The sequence below is a fragment of the Streptomyces sp. HSS9-12 genome (assembly GCF_054963655.1).
Map to the genome: position 1 here is coordinate 1 of NZ_JBUEGC010000077.1, position 17,683 is coordinate 17,683.

The window sequence follows — 17,683 nt, forward strand, 5'->3', positions numbered from 1 at the left end:
AGCCCAGGATGTCAGCTGCCGCCGAGGCCAAGCGCGGAGAGCAGGACCAGCAGCAGGGTCGCGACGGCGAACAGCCCATGCCCGGCGATCGCGGGCACAGGGAAGTACCGCTCGGCGGTCGCGGCCTGCTCGCCGCCTGTCGGCGCAGTGGCCTGGCTGCGCAACGCGGGGATCCAGCGGACGAGCATGGTGAATCCGAGCAGGGCGACGGGCACCAGCAGGCCGAAGGCGGTCCACGCGAGCGCTTCTTCGTCGACGATCACGTAGATGATCCATACGACCAGGCCGATGGCGGCGAGCGCGAAGTGCCCGAAGACCACCGGTACGGGCAGTCTGCTGGTGCCGCCACGGGCTCCGCCGCGTGAGAGCCAGATTCCGAGCATGTAGAAGCCGCCGACAGCGGTGATCACCCAGGTGATCAGTGCGGCCATGTCCATGAGAGCTCCTAGGAGTAGGGCCGCGCCTGGGGAGCAGCAGCGGCCGTCGGATGAGGGCGGTCAGCCGCTACGACCGCCCTGGTCGGGGGGAACCCTTCGGCCTGGGGCGCCTCGTCCGCGCCCGTACGCCGTAGCGGTATGCCGGCTCGCCGCCGAGGAAACCCGAGACGCCCAGCACGGCCAGGCTCATCGCGGCCAGCGGGAGCTGTCCCGCCCGACGCTGCCGGACGGCCCGTGGTCGCGTACCGCCACAGGAAGTTGCCCGCGTAGGCGGCGGTCACCACCAGGTTCAGCGCCATATGGGTGAGACCGCCCCCCTCAGGAACGACAGGCTCGTTATTCCTGGCCGGGGTCGGGGACCAGGTCCAATGGTGCAGTCTCTGCCGTGCTCGGAACACGGGATCTGCGCGGCGAGCGCTCTGGCGCCGGGTAGGCCAGATGCACAAGCCGGGCCTGTTCTTGGCGCATGTACATGAACGACTCGAGGATGTAGCCCACGAGCAGAACGAGCGTCGCGATGGTCATGATCGCGGCCGCGAGGATCGCCGTGGGGAAGCGGGGCACGGTGCCCGTGTGGATGAAGTCGATGATGACGGGTGTGCCGAGGACGAGCGCGCAGAGGGCGAGCAGACCCGCGATCACGGTGTGGACGAGCGAGGGCCGTTCGCGCCGTGTCAGATTGAGGATGACTGAGAGGATGCGCCAGCCGTCGCGAAAAGTCCGCAGTTTGCTCGCGCTTGCCGCCGGCCGGTCCTTGAAGCCGACTGCGACCTCTGCCGTGGGGAGCCGGAGGTGCAGTGCGTGGACCGTCATCTCGGTCTCGGTCTCGAACTCGCGGGAAAGCGCCGGGAAGGATTTGACGAAGCGCCGAGAGAAGACCCGGTAACCGCTCAGCATGTCGGTCACCTCATTGCCGAAAAGGGACCGCACCGCTCCCGTGAGCAGCTTGTTGCCCGCGGCGTGCCCCGCCCGAAAGGCACCGTCCACCGTCTCGTGGCGCGTACCGATGACTTGGTCGTAGGGCCCCTCGAACAGCAGGTCCACCATGTCACGCGCCCGTGACGCGTCGTAGGTGTCGTCACCGTCGATGATGAGCAGGGCATCAGCGTCGATATCGGCGAAGGCGCGCCGAATGACGTTACCCTTTCCCTTACGAGGCTCCTTCCTGATGATCGCACCCGCCTCGTGGGCGACCTCCACCGTGCGGTCGGTCGAGGCGTTGTCGTAGACGTAGATGTCGGCCTCGGGGAGCGTCGCTCTGAGGTCGCGGACCACCTTGCCGACGGCCGCTTCCTCGTTGTGGCACGGCACGATGCAGGCGATCGTCGGGCTCACGACCTCTCCTTGATTGGCTGGATTTCGAAGATAATAGGACATAACGCTGTATAAGGCGCGCCCATCCTCTCTGTGTCGGTACCCCTGCACGGGATGCTGTGCATGTGTGACGTCAGAGGTGTCTGGCGCGCGGCCGCCAAGTCGGCATCCGTGCCCTGGCCGGGAATCTGCGCTCGACTGGCAATGCAGGGTCGGCCCCGTCCTCGCTGTTAGCATCCCGGCACATGGGATATGTCCGACTTGTCCGGCGTGAGCGGCGCTGGGTCTGGGCTCTGGCGATCATCGCCGCCGTCTGCTGTCTGGCCACCATCGTCGTGTTTTCCCCCGGGTATATGAGTCCGGACACCTTTTCCCAGTTCAAACAGGCCATGGGCTGGGTTGGACTGACCGACTGGCACCCACCCGTGATGGCCCTGGTATGGCGAGCGCTCATCGCTGTGACCGGCACGCCCGCGACCATGGCCGTCCTGCAGTCCGTCATCTTCTGGGCCGCGCTGTGGGTGATCGCCGGGTGTGTCTGGGAACTGACCGCGCGTCGTTCAGCATCCCTCGCCGTCCTCGGCCTCGGGCTGGCCCCGCACGTCCTGACGTTCGTCGGAGTGGTCTGGAAGGACGTCCACATGGCGTTCGCACTCCTCGCCGTCAGCGCGGTGGCGTTCGTCGGCCGGTGTCTGCGAGCCGGTCGCCCCGCCCTGCGGTGGGCCCTCCTGGGGCTCGGCGTGCTCTTCCTCGTCTATGCCATCCTGGTTCGCAAGAACGCGATCCTCGCCGCGATCCCGATCTTCGTGATGCTCGTTCTCGCGCTGTGGCGCAACCCCGGGCGCCGGAGGTGGATCGCGTCCACGATGGCCTTCGTCCTCGGCCTTGTCGTGTCAATGGCCGCCATCTCCGCATTCGCGCGGCCGGCACAGACGAACCAAGGCTCGCAGATCATGCTGGACGACCTGGTACACGTCCTGAGTGTGGACGAGCTGCGGTCGGCGGCCGTGTCACCGGATCTTCGGCATCGCCTTGTGGCTGCGGCGGAGAAGTGTGACCGCATCAATGTCTTGTCGGACTCCTACTTCAACTGTTGGGAACAAGGCCGGAAAGGATGGATTGCCGACACGAACGAGATCAGGCCCCTGTGGATCCATGAGATGGCCGGCCACGTTCCCGGCTATCTGCAATACCGTCTGCAGCTCTTCTCGGGCCTGCTCTTCAAGGGCGGCTACCAATTCAAGGACGGGATCAGTGCCAACAACCTGGGGTTCAAGGTGTCACACCCCCGATTGAAGGCCATGCTCCAGAAATACGTCCTTGGTACGCTCAGGGATCTGCCGTTCCTGTTCGCGGGGTGGTTCTGGCTCGCCGTTGCGCTCGTGCTGTCGATCCGCCCGGGCAAGGGGATGTTCTCGGTGCCGGTTCGGGCGCTCGGGGTCAGTTCGGCGGCATACGTGCTCGGTTACCTGCCCATCATGCCGGCGACTGACTACCGCTACATCTACTGGCCGGCGATCGCGGGCACGCTCGGTCTTCTCCTCTTTTGGCTGGGACGTGACCGAACTCCGCGTATGGCCGGCTCTGGCGCGGACGGCCCCCACATGACGGTGCATCAGCCACTGGATCCCAAGCGTAGGCATCTGACCAGCTGAGTTGCCCACTCAAGCTAGTGCCGCGTGCTCGGCTGAATCCACGGCCGCGTCGCCCGCTTCGTCGAGGGGCCGGAGGCGGAGCCCGACATGGACCGGCTCGTGCACAAGTACCTCGGCACGCCGTTTGAGTGGCTGATGCCCGGGGAGCGGCGGGTGACGGTGGTGATCGAGCCCCTGCGGGTGCGCCATATCGTCGGCGTCGAGCCCTTGGGGCCGCAGTGAACAGTGAGTGAGCTGACAGCAGATGGCTGCCGGGGCTTCGAGCCTCCTCGCCGGTGCTCGACAGGACCATGAGCAACAGGGCAGGCACGGCGGAGGATCCGAACGCCTTGTGGAAGTACTGTGTGTCAGCACTCGAACACCTTCCGGTGAGATCTTCGCATCTCTAGCCTGACGCGGACATGATGACAAGCCCGCGGAGAGGCGGTCGCATGCAGAAGGGGCAGACACGGCGGCGGTTCCTGGCCACCGCGGGTGGCGCCGGCGGCGCGATGACACTGGGCACAACGGCCTCCGCGGCGGCGGGGTCCGCCGCACGGCCCGCGGGGCGCGGCGGCGCCACCGTCGCCGTGCTCGGCGGGGGCGTCTCCGGCCTGAGCGCCGCACAGGAACTCGCCGAACGGGGCTACGCAGTCAGGGTCTACGAGTACCTCACCGCCCTCGGCGGCAAGGCCCGCAGCATGGATGTCCCAGGCACCGGCAGCGGCGGCCGCAAGCCGCTCCCGGGCGAGCACGGCTTCCGCTTCTTCCCCGGCTTCTACCGGAACCTGCCGGACACCATGCGTCGTATCCCCTTCCCCGGCAACACCAACGGCGTTCACGACAACCTGCGCAGCGGTACCGAAACGCTCTTCGCCCGCGAATCCGGCAGGCCCGACCTGCGTTTCCCGCTGCGTCGTATCACCACGCCACCCCGTACCGGCGATCTCACCCCCGAGTGGATCCGCGACCAGCTGCTCGCCGCCCTCGACCTGGGCACCCGGCTCCCCGCTCACGAGACCGCGTACTTCGCCAACCGCATCCTGGTCCACCTCACCAGCTGCGACGCGCGCCGCGACAACCAGTGGGAGAAGGTGCCCTGGTGGGATTTCATCCGGGCCGGCGACATGAGCGAGGAGTACCAGCGGTTCTTCGGGACCGGGCAGACCCGCAACCTCGTCGCCACCCGAGCCGAGCAGGCCTCCACCCGCACCGTGTGCCGCGTCATCATGGAGGCCCTGCTGCTGTGGGGGCTGCTTGGCCGGGGCCAGGACGGCGACATCGACCGAGTCCTCAACGCGCCCACCAGCGAGGCCTGGATCGACCCGTGGGTGACCCACCTGCGCACGCTCGGGGTGGAGTTCGTGCTCGGCACCGAGGTGCGCGAAGTGCTCTACGAGGACGGGCGGATCACCGGCGTGCGTGTGAGCGCACCGGACGGCACCACCGCGCGGACGGTCACCGCGGACTACTACGTTTCCGCCATGCCGGTCGAGCATGCCCGCCCGACCTGGGGCGCCGCCCTGCGGGCCGCCGACCCGCAGCTGCCGCGCTGCGACGCGCTGCGCACCGACTGGATGGTGGGTGTGCAGTTCTATCTCCGCAAGCCCACCCCGCTGGTCCATGGGCACGTCAACTGCCTCGACACGCCCTGGTCGATCACCGCGATCGGTCAGGGCCAGTTCTGGGACGTCCGCGACTTTCCCGCCGACTACGGGGACGGCCGGGCCGCGGACTGCCTGTCCACCATCGTCTCCGAGTGGGACCGGCCCGGGATCCTCTACGGCAAGACCGCCCGGCAGTGCACCCGGGAGGAGGTCGTTGCCGAGGTCTGGGCCCAGCTCAAGGACGCCGTGGGCAGCGGTGGACGGTCCGTACTCGAAGACGCCGACCGCGTCGGCTGGTTCATGGACCCCGCGGTCACCGGCCTCGGCGGCCCCGCGCCGAGCAATCGCGAGCAGCTCCTCATTCACCCCACCGGCACGCTCTACAACCGTCCCAGGGCGGACACCGCCGTTCCCAACTTCTTCCTCGCCGGGGACTATGTGCGAACCGACGTCGACCTCGCCACGATGGAAGGCGCCAACGAGTCGGCCCGGCTGGCGGTCAACGCCCTGCTCGACGCGGACGGCTCCGCCGCCGAACGCTGCCGGATCCGGCCGCTGTACCAGCCGCCTGAGATGGAACCCTTCAAGCGCATGGACGAGGTCCGCTACCGCCTGGGTCTGCCGAACACCTTCGACCTGGGGTGACGCACGTCACCCTCGTACGGTCACGCCGGCCGGCGCGGCGCGGCTGGCCACACCGGGAGGAGGCCTCAGCGCACGGATTGGCCGATGCCGAGGAGGTTCCCTTCGCTGTCCCGGAACCAGGCGCCCCGCTCGCCCGTGCCGGCCGACGGGTAGTTGCCCTCGATGTCGGCGATACCGTTGACGGTCCGGAAGCCGGGGGCGTCGACTTCTTCGAAGACCACGCCCCGGCTCCGCAGCTGTTCGACTACGGCCTCGATGTCGTCGACTTGCCACGCCATCTGGGTGTGGTCGCCTGACGCCGCGCCAGTGGACTGGAACACGGTGAACTGCCCGCTGCCGCACTGGTAGCGCAGGCCGCCGGGTCGCTCTTCGATGGGTTCGAGTCCGAGCTTCTCCGCATAGAACGCCCTCGCCCGCTCGAGGTCTCGGGCCGGCAGCCGGGTGCTCGCATTGCTGTCCTGAAGCATGCCCAGACTCTGTCAGTGTTCTGTCCGGCTATGGCGGATTCTGGGACCGGTGTCGCGTCCAGTTCCGCCACGCGGCCTCATCCCACGAGGCGCACTCCGGCGGCCGGCATCAGCTCCCCAAGTGGCCCCAGCACGGAGCACCGCGCGGGTCCACGGCGTGCCGCGCCTGACCGGTGTGGCCGATCGTCTCGAACCCGTGGTGGCCGAGCGGTACGTCGACCACCTCGACACTGGCCTTGCAGTCCTCGGCGGCGGCCAGGAATTCCTCGACGGTCACCGCGAAATCAGTGCGCTCCCACTCCACCCGGGTCAGCACGATCGGCAATTGCCCTGCAGCACACACCGCTCCGGCCGGGCGGAATCGGGAATCGGTAAGCCCCCGGCTCGGCGGGCGGGCCGGGGCAGCCGGGGCTGCTCCCGGGCCCGCCGATGGGCAATGGGGCCACCGGGCAGTGTCTGGCTCAGTACGAGCAGATGCCGCGCTTCCAGTCGACCGTTGCCGTCGCCTTGGAGTACTTCCACTCCGGACCGAGCAGCTCCGTCTTCAGCTGCTTCGCAGCGACCGGGCTCTCGACGATGTAGCCGAAGTCCTGCAGCCAGGCCGGGTAGAGATTCTTGGACCCGATGTAGAACGCCGAGTCGTCCACCGAGACCAGCTTGTGGTGCGCCGGGTAGGGCTTGCCGTCCGCCCAGGTGGCACCGGGAGAGCTGCGGAACGAGGCGAGTTGCAGATTGCGGCACATTGCCTTCGACGCCTTCTCGTTGTCGCCGGTGAGGGCGGCGAGCCGGTTGCGGAGGGTGTCACTGACCTCGTCCAGGGACTTGATCTGGGAATACCCTCCGAGGCCGGAGCCTCCGCGGTTGGCGGGATCGCTGAGGACGATCCGGACCTTCACTCCCGCGGCGAGCCTGGCAGCCAGCGTGTCGTAGAGCCGGATGTCGTAGCGCGGCAACGGCGGACAGGTGGCGTTCAGATCCTGCTGCGAGATCTCGACATGGCTCCGCGCGCTCGCGACGAGCGAACGCAGGGCGTTCTCCTCGGGGTTGACCGTGTCGTAGTCCCGGTCGGAGTTGGTCTTGTCGTGCAGGCCCACCGTGCACTTGGTGTCCGGAGCGGTGGGCAGGTCCGGGCGGTAGCCGGAGGACGGGTCGGTCTTCTTGATGCCCACGCCGAGGCCGCCGACCGCGATGACCGGCACGTCGCCGGTGGGCTGGGGGAGAGCGGAGCCGTGCTCACCCTCCAGCGACGGCATGCAGGAGGCGCCGTTCGACGTGGCGAGCCAGACCTTGGCCGGATTGGACGAGTTGCGGCAGGTCCAGTCCCACAGGGTGTCGAGGTACTTGCCGGCCGAGCGGGCTCCCGGCCCGCTGAGCGCCATGTCCACATCCGACACGGGGTGGGCCGTATCGAGGTAGTCGTCCTTCCAGCCGTTGATTCCGCCGGTGACAGCCGTCCTGCCGTCGACCACGAGGAGTTTGGAGTGGTTCCAGGAGAACGATGTCTTGGACGTGGTCATCGACGCGACATTCAGCGTGACTTCGCTTGCCGCCACGCCGAGCTTGCCGATCAGTTCATTCCGGTAGCGGGAGGGGGTCACATTGAGGTGAGCGATCGGCACGGCACCGACCAGGATCCGTACGCGGGGAGAGTGCCCGGCGGCGACGGAGGCCTTGAGACCGGCGACGATGGCGTCCTGGAAACCGCCGTTGGGAAAGGGCGCCAGCGTGGAGATGTCCACGGTGTGCTTGGCCCGGGCGATGTTCCGGGTCATCCTGTCGAGCAGCCGCCGGGCTCCTGCCCGGTCCTTGCACGTGCTGTCGCCCCAGCAGCCAGGCGTCTGCAGGAGCCAGCCGGACGGATCGTTCGCCGAGGCGTCCAGTCGGTTGCCGTCGGTGCGTTGCCACACCGACCCTTCGAGTCCTGGCGAGGTCTGACGCAGTGACTGCTCGACAAAGTCCAGATGAGGGGTGGGGGGTGTGTCCGTCGCGGGTGCCGAAGCCGTCGCGAGCGCCGTGAAAACGGTCGTCAGCGCGACGGACGTCGGTATCAACCGACGGAGCCGGTGATGGACCAAGGGTGTTCCTTCTTACGGTGGCAAATCGAGCCGAGCGCTGACTGACGCTCGGCTCTGGTCGCCCCGAAGGTACCGGCTTTCCGCATGCTTCCACCACGCCGGAGATGATCCCGCTGACCCCCAACGCTTCTGATCAGCAACTTGATCCCGACCGGCCGGCTCACTCTGCGGTGCGGTAGTGGTAACCGCAGATTTCGCTGAAACCCGTCCGCTCGTACAGCCGGAGAGCGGGAATGTTGTCGCGCTCCACCTGCAGATACATGCGGTCGGCTTTGTGTGCACCGGCCCAGCCGGCCAGCGCGGCGAGCACATTGCGGGCCGCGCTTTTCCCGCGTGCCCAAGGAAGCGTGGCCATACCGAACACTCCCGCCCAGCCGGTGTCGGCGACCGCCCGGCCCACCGCGACGACATCGTTCCCGAACATCGCACAGGCGTAGGCGCACGGCCGCTCCACACGACCGAGCATGTCCCACTCGGAACGGGGGTCGCCATGACCATGCATGGCGCGCCAGATTTCGAACCATGCGGCTGTCGGGCGGTCATCCAAGCGAATCCGCGGCGCGACCGCTGGGGCCTGTGCCAGGACCCGCGCAGTCGACGCCACCTGCAACGACATCAAGCTCTCACGGCGGTAGCCACGCTCTGCCAAGAGGGTGTCGAGTCCTGCTGGACACGCTCTCGGGCTGATCTGAAACCGCACGGCCGCGCCGTGCCCGGCATAGAACTCCTCCGCCGTTACGACCCTGTGCACCAACTCGCCCGGTGCGACAGCACCATGTGGCAGCACCGTCCCCACCCACCAGGAACACCGGGGGGCATGGCGTAGCCACCACCCTTCAACATCCTTGGTGTACTCGGCCGGAAGAGCACGGGCCGCTCTCTCCTGGAGGCCTCTCACCATGTCCGAGTTGCTCATGAGAGACGGCCTCGACACACGTACCCCCTCAAAGACCCGCAAGCACCGGACATCTACAGATCTTGGCGTATCAAGAAGCCGGCCGCCGTGCCAAAACGACGTCTCATGCGTTCAACGCCGAGGACTGCTCGCACACTTACCGCGTAAGGTAGCCGCCGTCGATGGGATACACGGAGCCGGTCACGAAGGCCGCGTCCTCGGAGACCAGGAAGCCCACGAGCGCGGCGATCTCTTCGGGCCCGGCGAGGCGGGGCACGGCTGGCGCAGCGGTCGCAGCCTGCACCACCGCGGGGTGGTGCCGCGGCCAGCATGGGAGTGTCCACGCACCCGGGAGCGATGGCCACGACACGTACATGCGCCGGTGCGCATTCGAGGGCGGCGGCGCGGGTCAGGCCGATGATGGCGTGCTTGCTCGCGGTGTACGCCGCGAGCACGGGGAAGCCGACCTCTCCGGCGACAGACACGTCCCGCCCCCCTGACACCGCTGCGCGCCCGCCACGCCGTGGCCGCCGTCGCCATCGGCTCCCCATGAGGGGCTCCGGGGGCGGGGTACAGGGCAGTGTTTTCTGCCTGCGTGTGGGTGAACGATGAAACGACGCCCTCGCGCCGACCAGAACGAGTCGATGACGCCCATTATGGTTGGCTCTCGTGCCGCTGAGCTGTGCATTTGTGAACCTCAAGCCCGGAGTCGGAAAGACGACCAGCGCTGTCTGGCTGGCCCACGCGCTTCATGAGTCGGGTTACTCGCCGTTGCTGGTCGATGGCGACCCCGCCGCGTCCGCGCTGCGCTGGAGCGAATTGGCAGACGGCTTTCCGTTCCCTGTCATCGCCCTGCCCGTCGGGGACGTGCACCGTCGCGTGAACGACTTCCTCGGCGATCGGCAGGCCGTCGTACTCGACGCGCCGCAGTTGGAGGACCATCCGCGCATCGCCCGCAGCATCATGAGGTACGCCGGCGAGTGGATCGTGCCGGTGACCCCCGCCCCCATCGAACTGGACCGGATGGCACCCATCCGCGGCGAGATGGGCGACGTGCAGTCCTTGCGCGCCGAGCAGGCCCGCACCGCAGTCCTGCTCAATCGCACCAATCGTCCCGAGGCCACGCGCACCGGCCCCGATGCCGACGCTCGCGAGGCGCTCAGCGAGTGGGGCTTCGAGGTGCTGGACACCCAGATCGCGCGGCTCGACTTGTACGCCCAGTCGTTCGGGAGCCCGGTCCAGGCCCCGGGCTCGGCGTACATGGATCTCGCGGATGAACTCATCAAGCGTCAGGAAGAGGCATGAACGCATGAGCCAGCGCAAGGACAGCTATCGAGCGGCGTTGCAGCGCGGACAGGACACCGCCGCACCCCGGGCCGCCAGGGTCACCACGCTGCACAGCAGATACGTGCGGGTGACCATCGAGGTGGACCCGGACCTGCAACGCGACCTGACGCGATGGGTGGGCCCATCGGTCTCCGGGCTCGTGGTCGCCGGCGCGACCGCTCTGCGCAACCTGGGGGCTACCGCCGCCAGGGCGCTCCGATCCACCGACGCCCAGACCGTGCCTGCCCCACGTGAAAGTACCGGTTCGGGCTGACGCCGGGCTCCGTCTCGGCAGGGCAGGGCAGAGCCACTCTTCCGTGAGGCGCTCGCAGTCCGCGGTGGGGTCAGTCCTCCTGTTCCTTCAGCCGCTCACGCTGCGGGATGACGGTGTACTTCGGGTCCTTCGCGGAGGCCACCCCGGCGTGGAAGACACCGAAGCGAGTGCAGACCGAGGCCGCCAGCAGCGCCAGCCCGCTGACAGCCGCCGCGCCCCGGCTGCGGCGCCCGAGCAGGGCGCCGCCCACCGCCCCCGCCGCCGACAGCACCTCGGCCGCCCGCATGAGCCGCCCGCCCCTGCCCCGCCGGTACGGCTCGGCGACGATGCCGAGCCGGCGCTGCATGGCCTTGACGGCCGCGAGTTCCACAGCCGTGCCCAGCAGTGCCGCGCTGCGGGCCGGGCCGTTCTCCTCGACCGGCGAGGTGATCAGGGCCATGCCGGAGGCCGCCGCCGCGGCCGAGCCGACGAAGACAAAGGGCAGTTCCCGATATCCGTCGTGCCATCCGGGAACGGCGGTGTCGGCGGCCAGCACAGCCGTATACGAGGCCACAGCCGGGCCCAGCAGGGCGGCTCCGGCGGTGGCCGCTCGGCCGATGCGGGGCAGCCGGCCCGCCGTGTCCAGGACGGCGGCGGCACCCACGGCCGGACCGTAGGCCGCCAGGAGCCACGAGCCCACGCTCATCGGCGAGGTCGGCTTGAACACCCGCAGCATGTTGGCGAAGCGCTCCGGGCGGCCGAGGTCGTGGATCAGGGCGGCCGCGGAGCCCGCGAGGGAGACCAGCGAGGAGATCTTCAACGCCCGTGCCATGGCGGGGCGGCCGGTGAGCTCGGCACCCGCGGCCAGGACCGAACCCGCGCCGGCCAGGCCGCCGAGGAAGAAATAGCCCGCGATGTCCCGGGCTTGCCACGTGGGCGGGTTGAGGACGGGCCTGCCGTAGTACGAGGTGAACTCCGCCTCCGGCACCATCAGTTCCTCGCCCTTGCGGCGCCTGCGCCTCCTGCGCCGGCCACCGCCCAGCCCCTGGCCGAACAGTGCGTCGCGGTCCGGCCGGGCTCCCCGGATACCGCCGCGGGTGACGTCCGAACTGCTCATCAGCGCTTCCTTCCCAGGCGTCCGTGCGCGGCGAAGACGGCGGCCAGGCCGCCGAGCAGGGTGAGCGCGGCGGCACCGGCGTGCCGCCACATGTCGGGCAGATCGCGGGTGGTGACGACCGGGTCCGGTGGCAGGCCGTAGACCTCGGGCTCGTCCAGCAGCAGGAAAAAGGCGCCGTCGCCGCCCACGCCGTCCTCGGGGTCGTGACCGTACAGCCGGGCGTCGGTCACCCCGGTGGCGTGCAGCCGGTCCACTCGGGCCGCGGCGCGCTCGCGCAGCTCGTCCAGAGGACCGAACTGGATCGAGTCGGTCGGACAGGCCTTGGCGCAGGCGGGCTCCTGCCCGGCGCCGAGCCGGTCGTAGCACATCGTGCACTTGAAGACGCGGCCGTCGTCCGGGCGCTGGTCGATGACACCGTACGGGCAGGCGGGGACGCAGTATCCGCAGCCGTTGCAGATGTCCTCCTGCACCACGACCGTGCCGAACTCGGTGCGGAACAGCGAGCCGGTGGGGCACACATCGAGGCAGGCGGCGTGGGTGCAGTGCTTGCACACGTCCGAGGACATCAGCCAGCGCAGCTCGGTCCGCCCGTCCGGCGTGGGCGGTCCCGGTGTGGTCGGGGTGATCGCCGCTTCCTCCGGCGGAGTACCGGAGCCCTGCCGGGCGAGCGCCAGGACGTCCACATCGCTGTGATCGACGGTCCGCTGCGCGAGGCCCAGCGGCTTGCTCTGCTCGATGAAGGCGACGTGCCGCCAGGTCGATCCGCCGAGCCCCTCGCTGTTGTCGAAGCTCATGCCGGTGAGTCTGAGACCGTCCTCGGGGATGGCGTTCCACTCCTTGCACGCCACCTCGCAAGCCTTGCAGCCGATACAGATGGAGGTGTCGGTGAAGAAACCGACGCGCGGGGGATGGCCGTCGTGCCCGGCGTCGGCCGCGACATCGTACTCGGGGCCGGACAGCAGATGCCGGCCCTTCTCCCCTGCGGCCGGTGCGCTCCGGCCTGCCCGTGCCGTCGTGTCCGTCATCCGCTCAGACCTCCATACCGGTGCGCTCGTCGATGCCGGCCCGCTGGCGGTACTCCTCGACCAGGCGCGGAAGTTCGGGGCCGCGCGGGCGCCGGCCGGGCCTGATGTCCGCGGTCCACGCCTTGTCCTCCTGGATGTGCACGTTCGGGTCGAGGGCGATATGGCCCAGTTCGTTCGCGGCGTCACCCGTGGTGTAGCCGTTGGGGCCCCAGTGGTAGGGCAGGCCGATGGTGTGCACCGTGTGCCCGTCCAGGTGCAGGGGCGCCATCCGTTCGGTCACCATGACGCGGGCCTCGATGGCGTTGCGGGCGGTGATGATGGTGGCCCACCCCATGTGGTCCAGGCCCCGTTCCCGGGCGAGCTGGGGAGAGACCTCGCAGAAGAACTCCGGCTGCAGTTCGGCGAGGTAGGGCAGCCAGCGGGTCATGCCGCCGGCCGTGAAGTGCTCGGTGAGCCGGTAGGTGGTGACCACGTACGGGTAGACCTCGGAGCCCGGCTGACCGCCGCTCGGGTGGTAGCGGTTGAGACGGTGCGGCTGGAGCGCCCGTACCGGGTTGCGCGGGTGGCGTTCGTAGAGCGGGTTGGGGACGGGAGAGTCCTGCGGCTCGTAGTGCGTGGGCAGCGGACCGTCCACCAGGCCGGCAGGCGTGTAGAGCCAGCCCTTGCCGTCCCCCTGCATGATGAACGGGTCGTCGCCGCGCAGCGCGTCGGGGCCCCAGGCGTCCTCGGGTGGTACGTGGTCGGGAGCCCGGTCGGGGATGAAGTCGGGCTTGTCGTGACCCGTCCAACGGCCCTGCTCCGCGTCCCACCACACATAGGCCTTGCGCTCGCTCCACGGTCTGCCGTCGGGCGCGGCGGAGGCGCGGTTGTACAGGATGCGGCGGTTGTCGGGCCAGGACCAGGCCCACTCGGGCGCCGTCCAGTGCTGCTCGGTGTGCGGCTTGCGGCGTGCGGCCTGGTTGACCCCGTCGGCGTAGACGCCGCAGTAGATCCAGCAGCCGCAGGAGGTGGAGCCGTCGTCCTTGAGCTCGGTGTACATGGACAGCGGGGACCCGTCCGGGCCGCGACCGTTGATCTCGGCCAGCACGGCCTCGGCGGACGGCTCCTGGAGCGGGCCCTCGGTGGGATAGTCCCAACTCAGGTCCAGAACGGGCCGGTCCATGGGATCGGTGGAGCCGGCCAGCTTCTCCTTGATGCGCCGTCCGAGGTGGTACATGAACCACAGATCGCTGCGGGCGTCGCCGTTCGGCTCGACGGCGGCGAAGTGCCACTGGAGCCAGCGGTTGGTGTTGGTGAAGGAGCCGTCCTTCTCGGTGTGCGAGGCGGCGGGAAAGAAGAAGACCTCGGTGCCGATGTCCTCGGTGCGCAGCTCACCGGTTTCGATCTCGGGTCCGTCCTTCCACCAGGTCGCGGACTCGATGAGAGAGAAGTCGCGGACGACCAGCCAGTCCAGCTCGGCCATGCCGAGCCGGTTCATCTTGGTGTTGGCCGATCCGACGGCGGGGTTCTCACCCATCAGGAAGTAGCCCTTGCAGATGCCGTCGAGTTGGGCGCGGACGGTTTCGTAGGTGCTGTGCGAGCCCGTGAGCCGCGGTAGATGGTCGAAGCAGAAGTCGTTCTCCGGCGTGGCCGCGTCACCGAAGTACGCCTTCATCAGGCTGACGACGTACGTCCGCATGTTCGCCCAGAAGCCCTTCTCGGTGCGGACTGTCCGCACGAAGTGGTCGAGGTCGTCGTGGGCGTGGGCGTGCGGCATGGGGATGTATCCGGGCAGCAGGTTGAACAGCGTGGGAATGTCGCTGGAGCCCTGGATGCTGGCGTGGCCGCGCAGCGCCTGGATGCCGCCGCCGGGGCGGCCGATGTTGCCCAGCAGCAGCTGGAGGACGGAGGCGGCACGGATGTACTGGGCGCCCACGGTGTGCTGGGTCCAGCCGACGGCGTAGCAGAAGGCGCTGGTGCGGTCGGGGCCGGAGTTGGAGGTCAGTGCGTCGCAGACCGCTCTGAAGGTGTCCGGGGGGATGCCGCAGACCTTCTCGACGAGCTCGGGCGTGTAGCGGGCGTAGTGACGCTTGAGGATCTGGTAGACACAGCGCGGGTGCTGGAGCGTCTCGTCGCGCTCGGGGGCGGGGTGGACGACTGGGCCTCCGGAGCCGTGGGTCTCGGAGAGGCCTGCCACGCTGATGGTGCGGCCGGAGCGCGAAGGGTAGCGGCGGCGGTCGGGCTGCTCGCCCGGCGCTCCGGGGACGGCGGGGGGCTTCTCTTCATCGGTGTCCCGAAGGCCCGAGGCGGCCTGCATCGGCGCGCCGCGGTACTGCCAGCTGGACCAGTCGTAGAACCGCTCCTCGGGATTGAGCCCGGAGAAGACGCCATCGAGGTCCTCGGTGTCGAGGAAGTCGTCGCTGACGATCGTCGCGGCGTTGGTGTAGGCCAGGACGTACTCGCGGAAGTCGAGGCCCTCGGTCAGGACGTGGTTGATGACCGCGCCGAGGAAGGCGATGTCGGTACCGGCTCTGATGGGCACGTACAGGTCGGCGAGCGCGCTGGTGCGGCTGAAGCGCGGGTCCACATGGATGACCGTGGCGCCGCGCGCTTTGGCCTCCATCACCCACTGGAAGCCGACCGGATGGGCTTCGGCGTAGTTGGAGCCCTCGATGACGATGCAGTCGGCGTTCTGCAGGTCCTGCATGAAGGTCGTGGCCCCACCACGGCCGAAGGAGGTGCCGAGCCCCGCCACGGTCGCGCTGTGGCACACCCGTGCCTGGTTCTCGACCTGCACGACACCGAGGGCGGTGAGGAGTTTTTTGATGAGGTAGTTCTCCTCGTTGTCCAGGGTCGCGCCGCCGAGGCTGGCGATGCCGAGGGTGCGGTTGACCCGCAGTCCCTCGTGCTCCTCCTGCCAGGTCTCGCGGCGGGTGCGGATCACCCGCTCGGCGACCATGTCCATGGCGGTGTCCAGGTCGAGGCGCTCCCAGTCGGTGCCGTACGGGCGGCGGTAGAGAACCTCGTGGCGGCGGGCGTCGCCGGTGGTGAGCTGGAGGGTCGCCGAGCCCTTGGGGCACAGCCGGCCCCGGCTGACGGGGGAGTCCGGGTCGCCCTCGATCTGGACGACCTCGTCGTTCTTGACGTAGACGTTCTGTGCGCAGCCGACCGCACAGTACGGGCATACGGACTTGACCACCCGGTCGGCTGTGGCGGTGCGTGGCCGCAGGCTCCGGGTGTATGCCGAGGCCACGGCCGCGCCGCGTCCCAGCGGATCGCCCCCTGTCAGTTGCCGGTACACAGGCCAGTCCTGGATCCAGGTGCGAACACCCATCGTGTGTCCTCGCGTCCTTTCGGCCAGTCGGGCAGGTCCGAGCCGGGGTCGGGGTCGGGTCGGTACGCGCACGCGTTCCCGTCTCGGCGAGGTTCACACCCATGTGCGCCGTACGCCACCGCGGGGACCCATCCGGCTGAATGTGGCGTGTCACGCCGGTCCGCCAACGGCCTTCTGGATGACCTGCGCCGCGAGCGCGGGGCTCCGTCGGCTCGGGCACGGCGTTCGCGACGCGGCTGGTCGCGCTGTGGCACACCCGTGCCCCGTTGCGGGGGCATCAGTCACGCCGGGCCCCGAGGCCGGGAGCCCCGACTTCGGGGCCACGAAGAAGGTAGATCGGGTGCCGAAGACCTTCCTCAAGCGGCTTGACGCGATAAAGCAGCCTCGGGGCGGGTGGCTGTCGCAGGAAGCCGGCCACGGGCCGTGTCCCCAGCCCGTGACCGGCAATGCGGAAATCCGCCGAAGTGGCGGTGCCGTCAGACCTGCTTGCGGCTTCTCATGACGAGCCGGAGGGTCAGCAGAGACCGGAGCCGCGCGAGCACCCCGGGCCTGCTGCGTTCCAACTCCATTGACGTCCCTGGGGCGAGACGTTGCTCGTGTGCGACGCAGGGGCGGATCTCGTCTTCGAGAATGGGGTCGGGTTCGGGCTCGGGACGGTGGGTGGGGTAGGCGTGGGCCCGCAGATAGCCCTCCAGCGCCCACACGGGATCGATGGGCATGGCAATTCTCCCTGACGTCTGTGGGGGGTTTCTCCGGGACTCCCGTCCCTTGGGCGGGAGCCGGTTCCCCTCAGCAGCGCAGGACGACGTGGCGAGCGCGGGCCGTGGCGAGGATGGCCGCGTCGGATCTGGGTACTGCCGGACGGACGTTGGGGTCCTCCAGCCATCGCCCGGTGCAGGAGGAAGACGGCTGGTCGTACTCGGCCGACGGTCGCCCTGCCCGCTCCTTGCGCGGGGTGCGACGACTGGACGCGCAGGCGACGTCCTCTTCGGCAGGGAAGGCGAGAACCGCGGTTGCGCTCTCCTCGGCTGAACGGAAGCCGTCCTCCACGGCGGTGGACTGCCCACCGAACAGGGAAAGCAGCAGCGCGGTCAGTACGGCAGCGGCAGTCCGCGCGACGGCCTGTCGCGCAGTGCAACCACGGCTGAACTCCACATACGGAGCGTATCGACTTGACTACTAAGCGGCATTCCATCGGGAGGGTGACATTCGCATGGCATATGTGGTCCAGGTGATTTGGGAGATGTGAGTGGCTGCAACGACGCCGGCGACCGCCGCGAAGACCAACCTGGCGAACCCTCCCGGTCACGGCAACGAGCGCCAGGGGCGTTCCCGTTCGTCAGCCAGCGCCAGGATTGATCCGGGTCCGAGAGGCTGCCGCGGGGCAGGTCGGTAGCGGGCGGCTCCTGTGATCTCGGCCTTGCCGACGCGGCCTCGGCGATCGGACAGGCGGAGGTGGCCGGAGATGGCGGAGGGCCCGCAGGCGGGATGCCTGCGGGCCCTCGATTCCCCGGTGCCGGAGCGCCGTCCGGCATGTGATGGGATTACTTCGACGCGTTCTCCTTCGCACCCTTG

The 17,683-nt window shown here is 69.0% G+C and carries 15 protein-coding genes and 2 pseudogenes; 5 read left to right on the forward strand and 12 right to left on the reverse strand.

The annotated features are described in order from the left end of the window. Positions 1-11: 11 nt before the first annotated feature. The gene (locus tag ACY34J_RS27440) at positions 12-437 is read right to left on the reverse strand and encodes a hypothetical protein (protein ID WP_462729337.1); all 426 of its coding nucleotides are present in this window, start codon (positions 435-437) and stop codon (positions 12-14) included. 336 nt (positions 438-773) lie between these two features. After that, positions 774-1,772, reverse strand: coding sequence for a glycosyltransferase family 2 protein (locus ACY34J_RS27445; RefSeq protein WP_462729338.1), 999 nt, complete (start codon positions 1,770-1,772; stop codon positions 774-776). 332 nt (positions 1,773-2,104) lie between these two features. Here ACY34J_RS27445 and ACY34J_RS27450 point away from each other — a divergent pair, with 332 nt between their 5' ends. From ACY34J_RS27450 to ACY34J_RS27460, 3 genes and pseudogenes are all read left to right on the forward strand, one after another. Then, positions 2,105-3,406, forward strand: a complete 1,302-nt coding sequence (locus tag ACY34J_RS27450) for a hypothetical protein (protein ID WP_462729339.1) — start codon at positions 2,105-2,107, stop codon at positions 3,404-3,406. 36 nt (positions 3,407-3,442) lie between these two features. Next, positions 3,443-3,628 (forward strand): annotated as a pseudogene (locus tag ACY34J_RS27455) (PPOX class F420-dependent oxidoreductase); the annotation flags it as partial. A gap of 209 nt (positions 3,629-3,837) precedes the next feature. Then, the gene (locus tag ACY34J_RS27460; protein WP_462729340.1) at positions 3,838-5,637 is read left to right on the forward strand and encodes a hydroxysqualene dehydroxylase; all 1,800 of its coding nucleotides are present in this window, start codon (positions 3,838-3,840) and stop codon (positions 5,635-5,637) included. Positions 5,638-5,702: 65 nt separating this feature from the next. Here the strand turns inward: ACY34J_RS27460 and ACY34J_RS27465 are convergent, their stop codons facing one another. The 5 genes and pseudogenes from ACY34J_RS27465 to ACY34J_RS27485 form a co-directional block, all read right to left on the reverse strand. Beyond that, positions 5,703-6,104: a VOC family protein gene (locus tag ACY34J_RS27465; RefSeq protein WP_462729341.1), complete on the reverse strand. Its 402-nt coding sequence runs from the start codon at positions 6,102-6,104 to the stop codon at positions 5,703-5,705. 109 nt (positions 6,105-6,213) lie between these two features. Then, on the reverse strand, positions 6,214-6,429 hold the full coding sequence (locus ACY34J_RS27470) for a hypothetical protein (protein WP_462729342.1): 216 nt from the start codon (positions 6,427-6,429) through the stop codon (positions 6,214-6,216). Between the two features lie 136 nt (positions 6,430-6,565). Further along, positions 6,566-8,011: a phospholipase D-like domain-containing protein gene (locus ACY34J_RS27475; RefSeq protein ID WP_462729343.1), complete on the reverse strand. Its 1,446-nt coding sequence runs from the start codon at positions 8,009-8,011 to the stop codon at positions 6,566-6,568. Positions 8,012-8,339: 328 nt separating this feature from the next. Next, positions 8,340-9,095, reverse strand: coding sequence for a GNAT family N-acetyltransferase (locus ACY34J_RS27480; protein ID WP_462729344.1), 756 nt, complete (start codon positions 9,093-9,095; stop codon positions 8,340-8,342). Between the two features lie 136 nt (positions 9,096-9,231). After that, positions 9,232-9,625, reverse strand: a pseudogene (locus ACY34J_RS27485) (SDR family NAD(P)-dependent oxidoreductase). A gap of 118 nt (positions 9,626-9,743) precedes the next feature. Here ACY34J_RS27485 and ACY34J_RS27490 point away from each other — a divergent pair. Both ACY34J_RS27490 and ACY34J_RS27495 read left to right on the forward strand, forming a co-directional pair. Further along, positions 9,744-10,379, forward strand: coding sequence for a nucleotide-binding protein (locus ACY34J_RS27490; protein WP_462729345.1), 636 nt, complete (start codon positions 9,744-9,746; stop codon positions 10,377-10,379). A gap of 4 nt (positions 10,380-10,383) precedes the next feature. Further along, a complete protein-coding gene (locus tag ACY34J_RS27495) occupies positions 10,384-10,674 on the forward strand; it encodes a hypothetical protein (protein ID WP_462729346.1) in 291 nt (96 codons plus the stop codon). A 70-nt stretch (positions 10,675-10,744) separates the two neighbouring features. On the opposite strand, the gene nrfD is transcribed toward ACY34J_RS27495, so the two are convergent. The 5 genes from nrfD to ACY34J_RS27520 all read right to left on the reverse strand — a co-directional run bounded on the left by nrfD (position 10,745) and on the right by ACY34J_RS27520 (position 17,263). Further along, positions 10,745-11,770 (reverse strand): NrfD/PsrC family molybdoenzyme membrane anchor subunit, encoded by a 1,026-nt coding sequence (gene nrfD / locus ACY34J_RS27500; RefSeq protein WP_462729347.1) that lies wholly within the window; start codon positions 11,768-11,770, stop codon positions 10,745-10,747. Then, positions 11,770-12,795 carry a 4Fe-4S dicluster domain-containing protein gene (locus ACY34J_RS27505; protein WP_462729348.1) on the reverse strand — a complete coding sequence of 342 codons (1,026 nt, stop codon included), beginning with the start codon at positions 12,793-12,795 and terminating at the stop codon, positions 11,770-11,772. The genes nrfD and ACY34J_RS27505 overlap by 1 nt, the downstream gene beginning before the upstream one ends. A gap of 4 nt (positions 12,796-12,799) precedes the next feature. Next, the gene (fdh, locus tag ACY34J_RS27510; protein WP_462729349.1) at positions 12,800-16,108 is read right to left on the reverse strand and encodes a formate dehydrogenase; all 3,309 of its coding nucleotides are present in this window, start codon (positions 16,106-16,108) and stop codon (positions 12,800-12,802) included. Between the two features lie 476 nt (positions 16,109-16,584). After that, the gene (locus ACY34J_RS27515; RefSeq protein ID WP_462729350.1) at positions 16,585-16,827 is read right to left on the reverse strand and encodes a hypothetical protein; all 243 of its coding nucleotides are present in this window, start codon (positions 16,825-16,827) and stop codon (positions 16,585-16,587) included. A gap of 70 nt (positions 16,828-16,897) precedes the next feature. Next, entirely contained in the window at positions 16,898-17,263 is a 366-nt protein-coding gene (locus ACY34J_RS27520; protein WP_462729351.1) for a hypothetical protein, read from the reverse strand. Positions 17,264-17,683 lie beyond the last annotated feature (420 nt).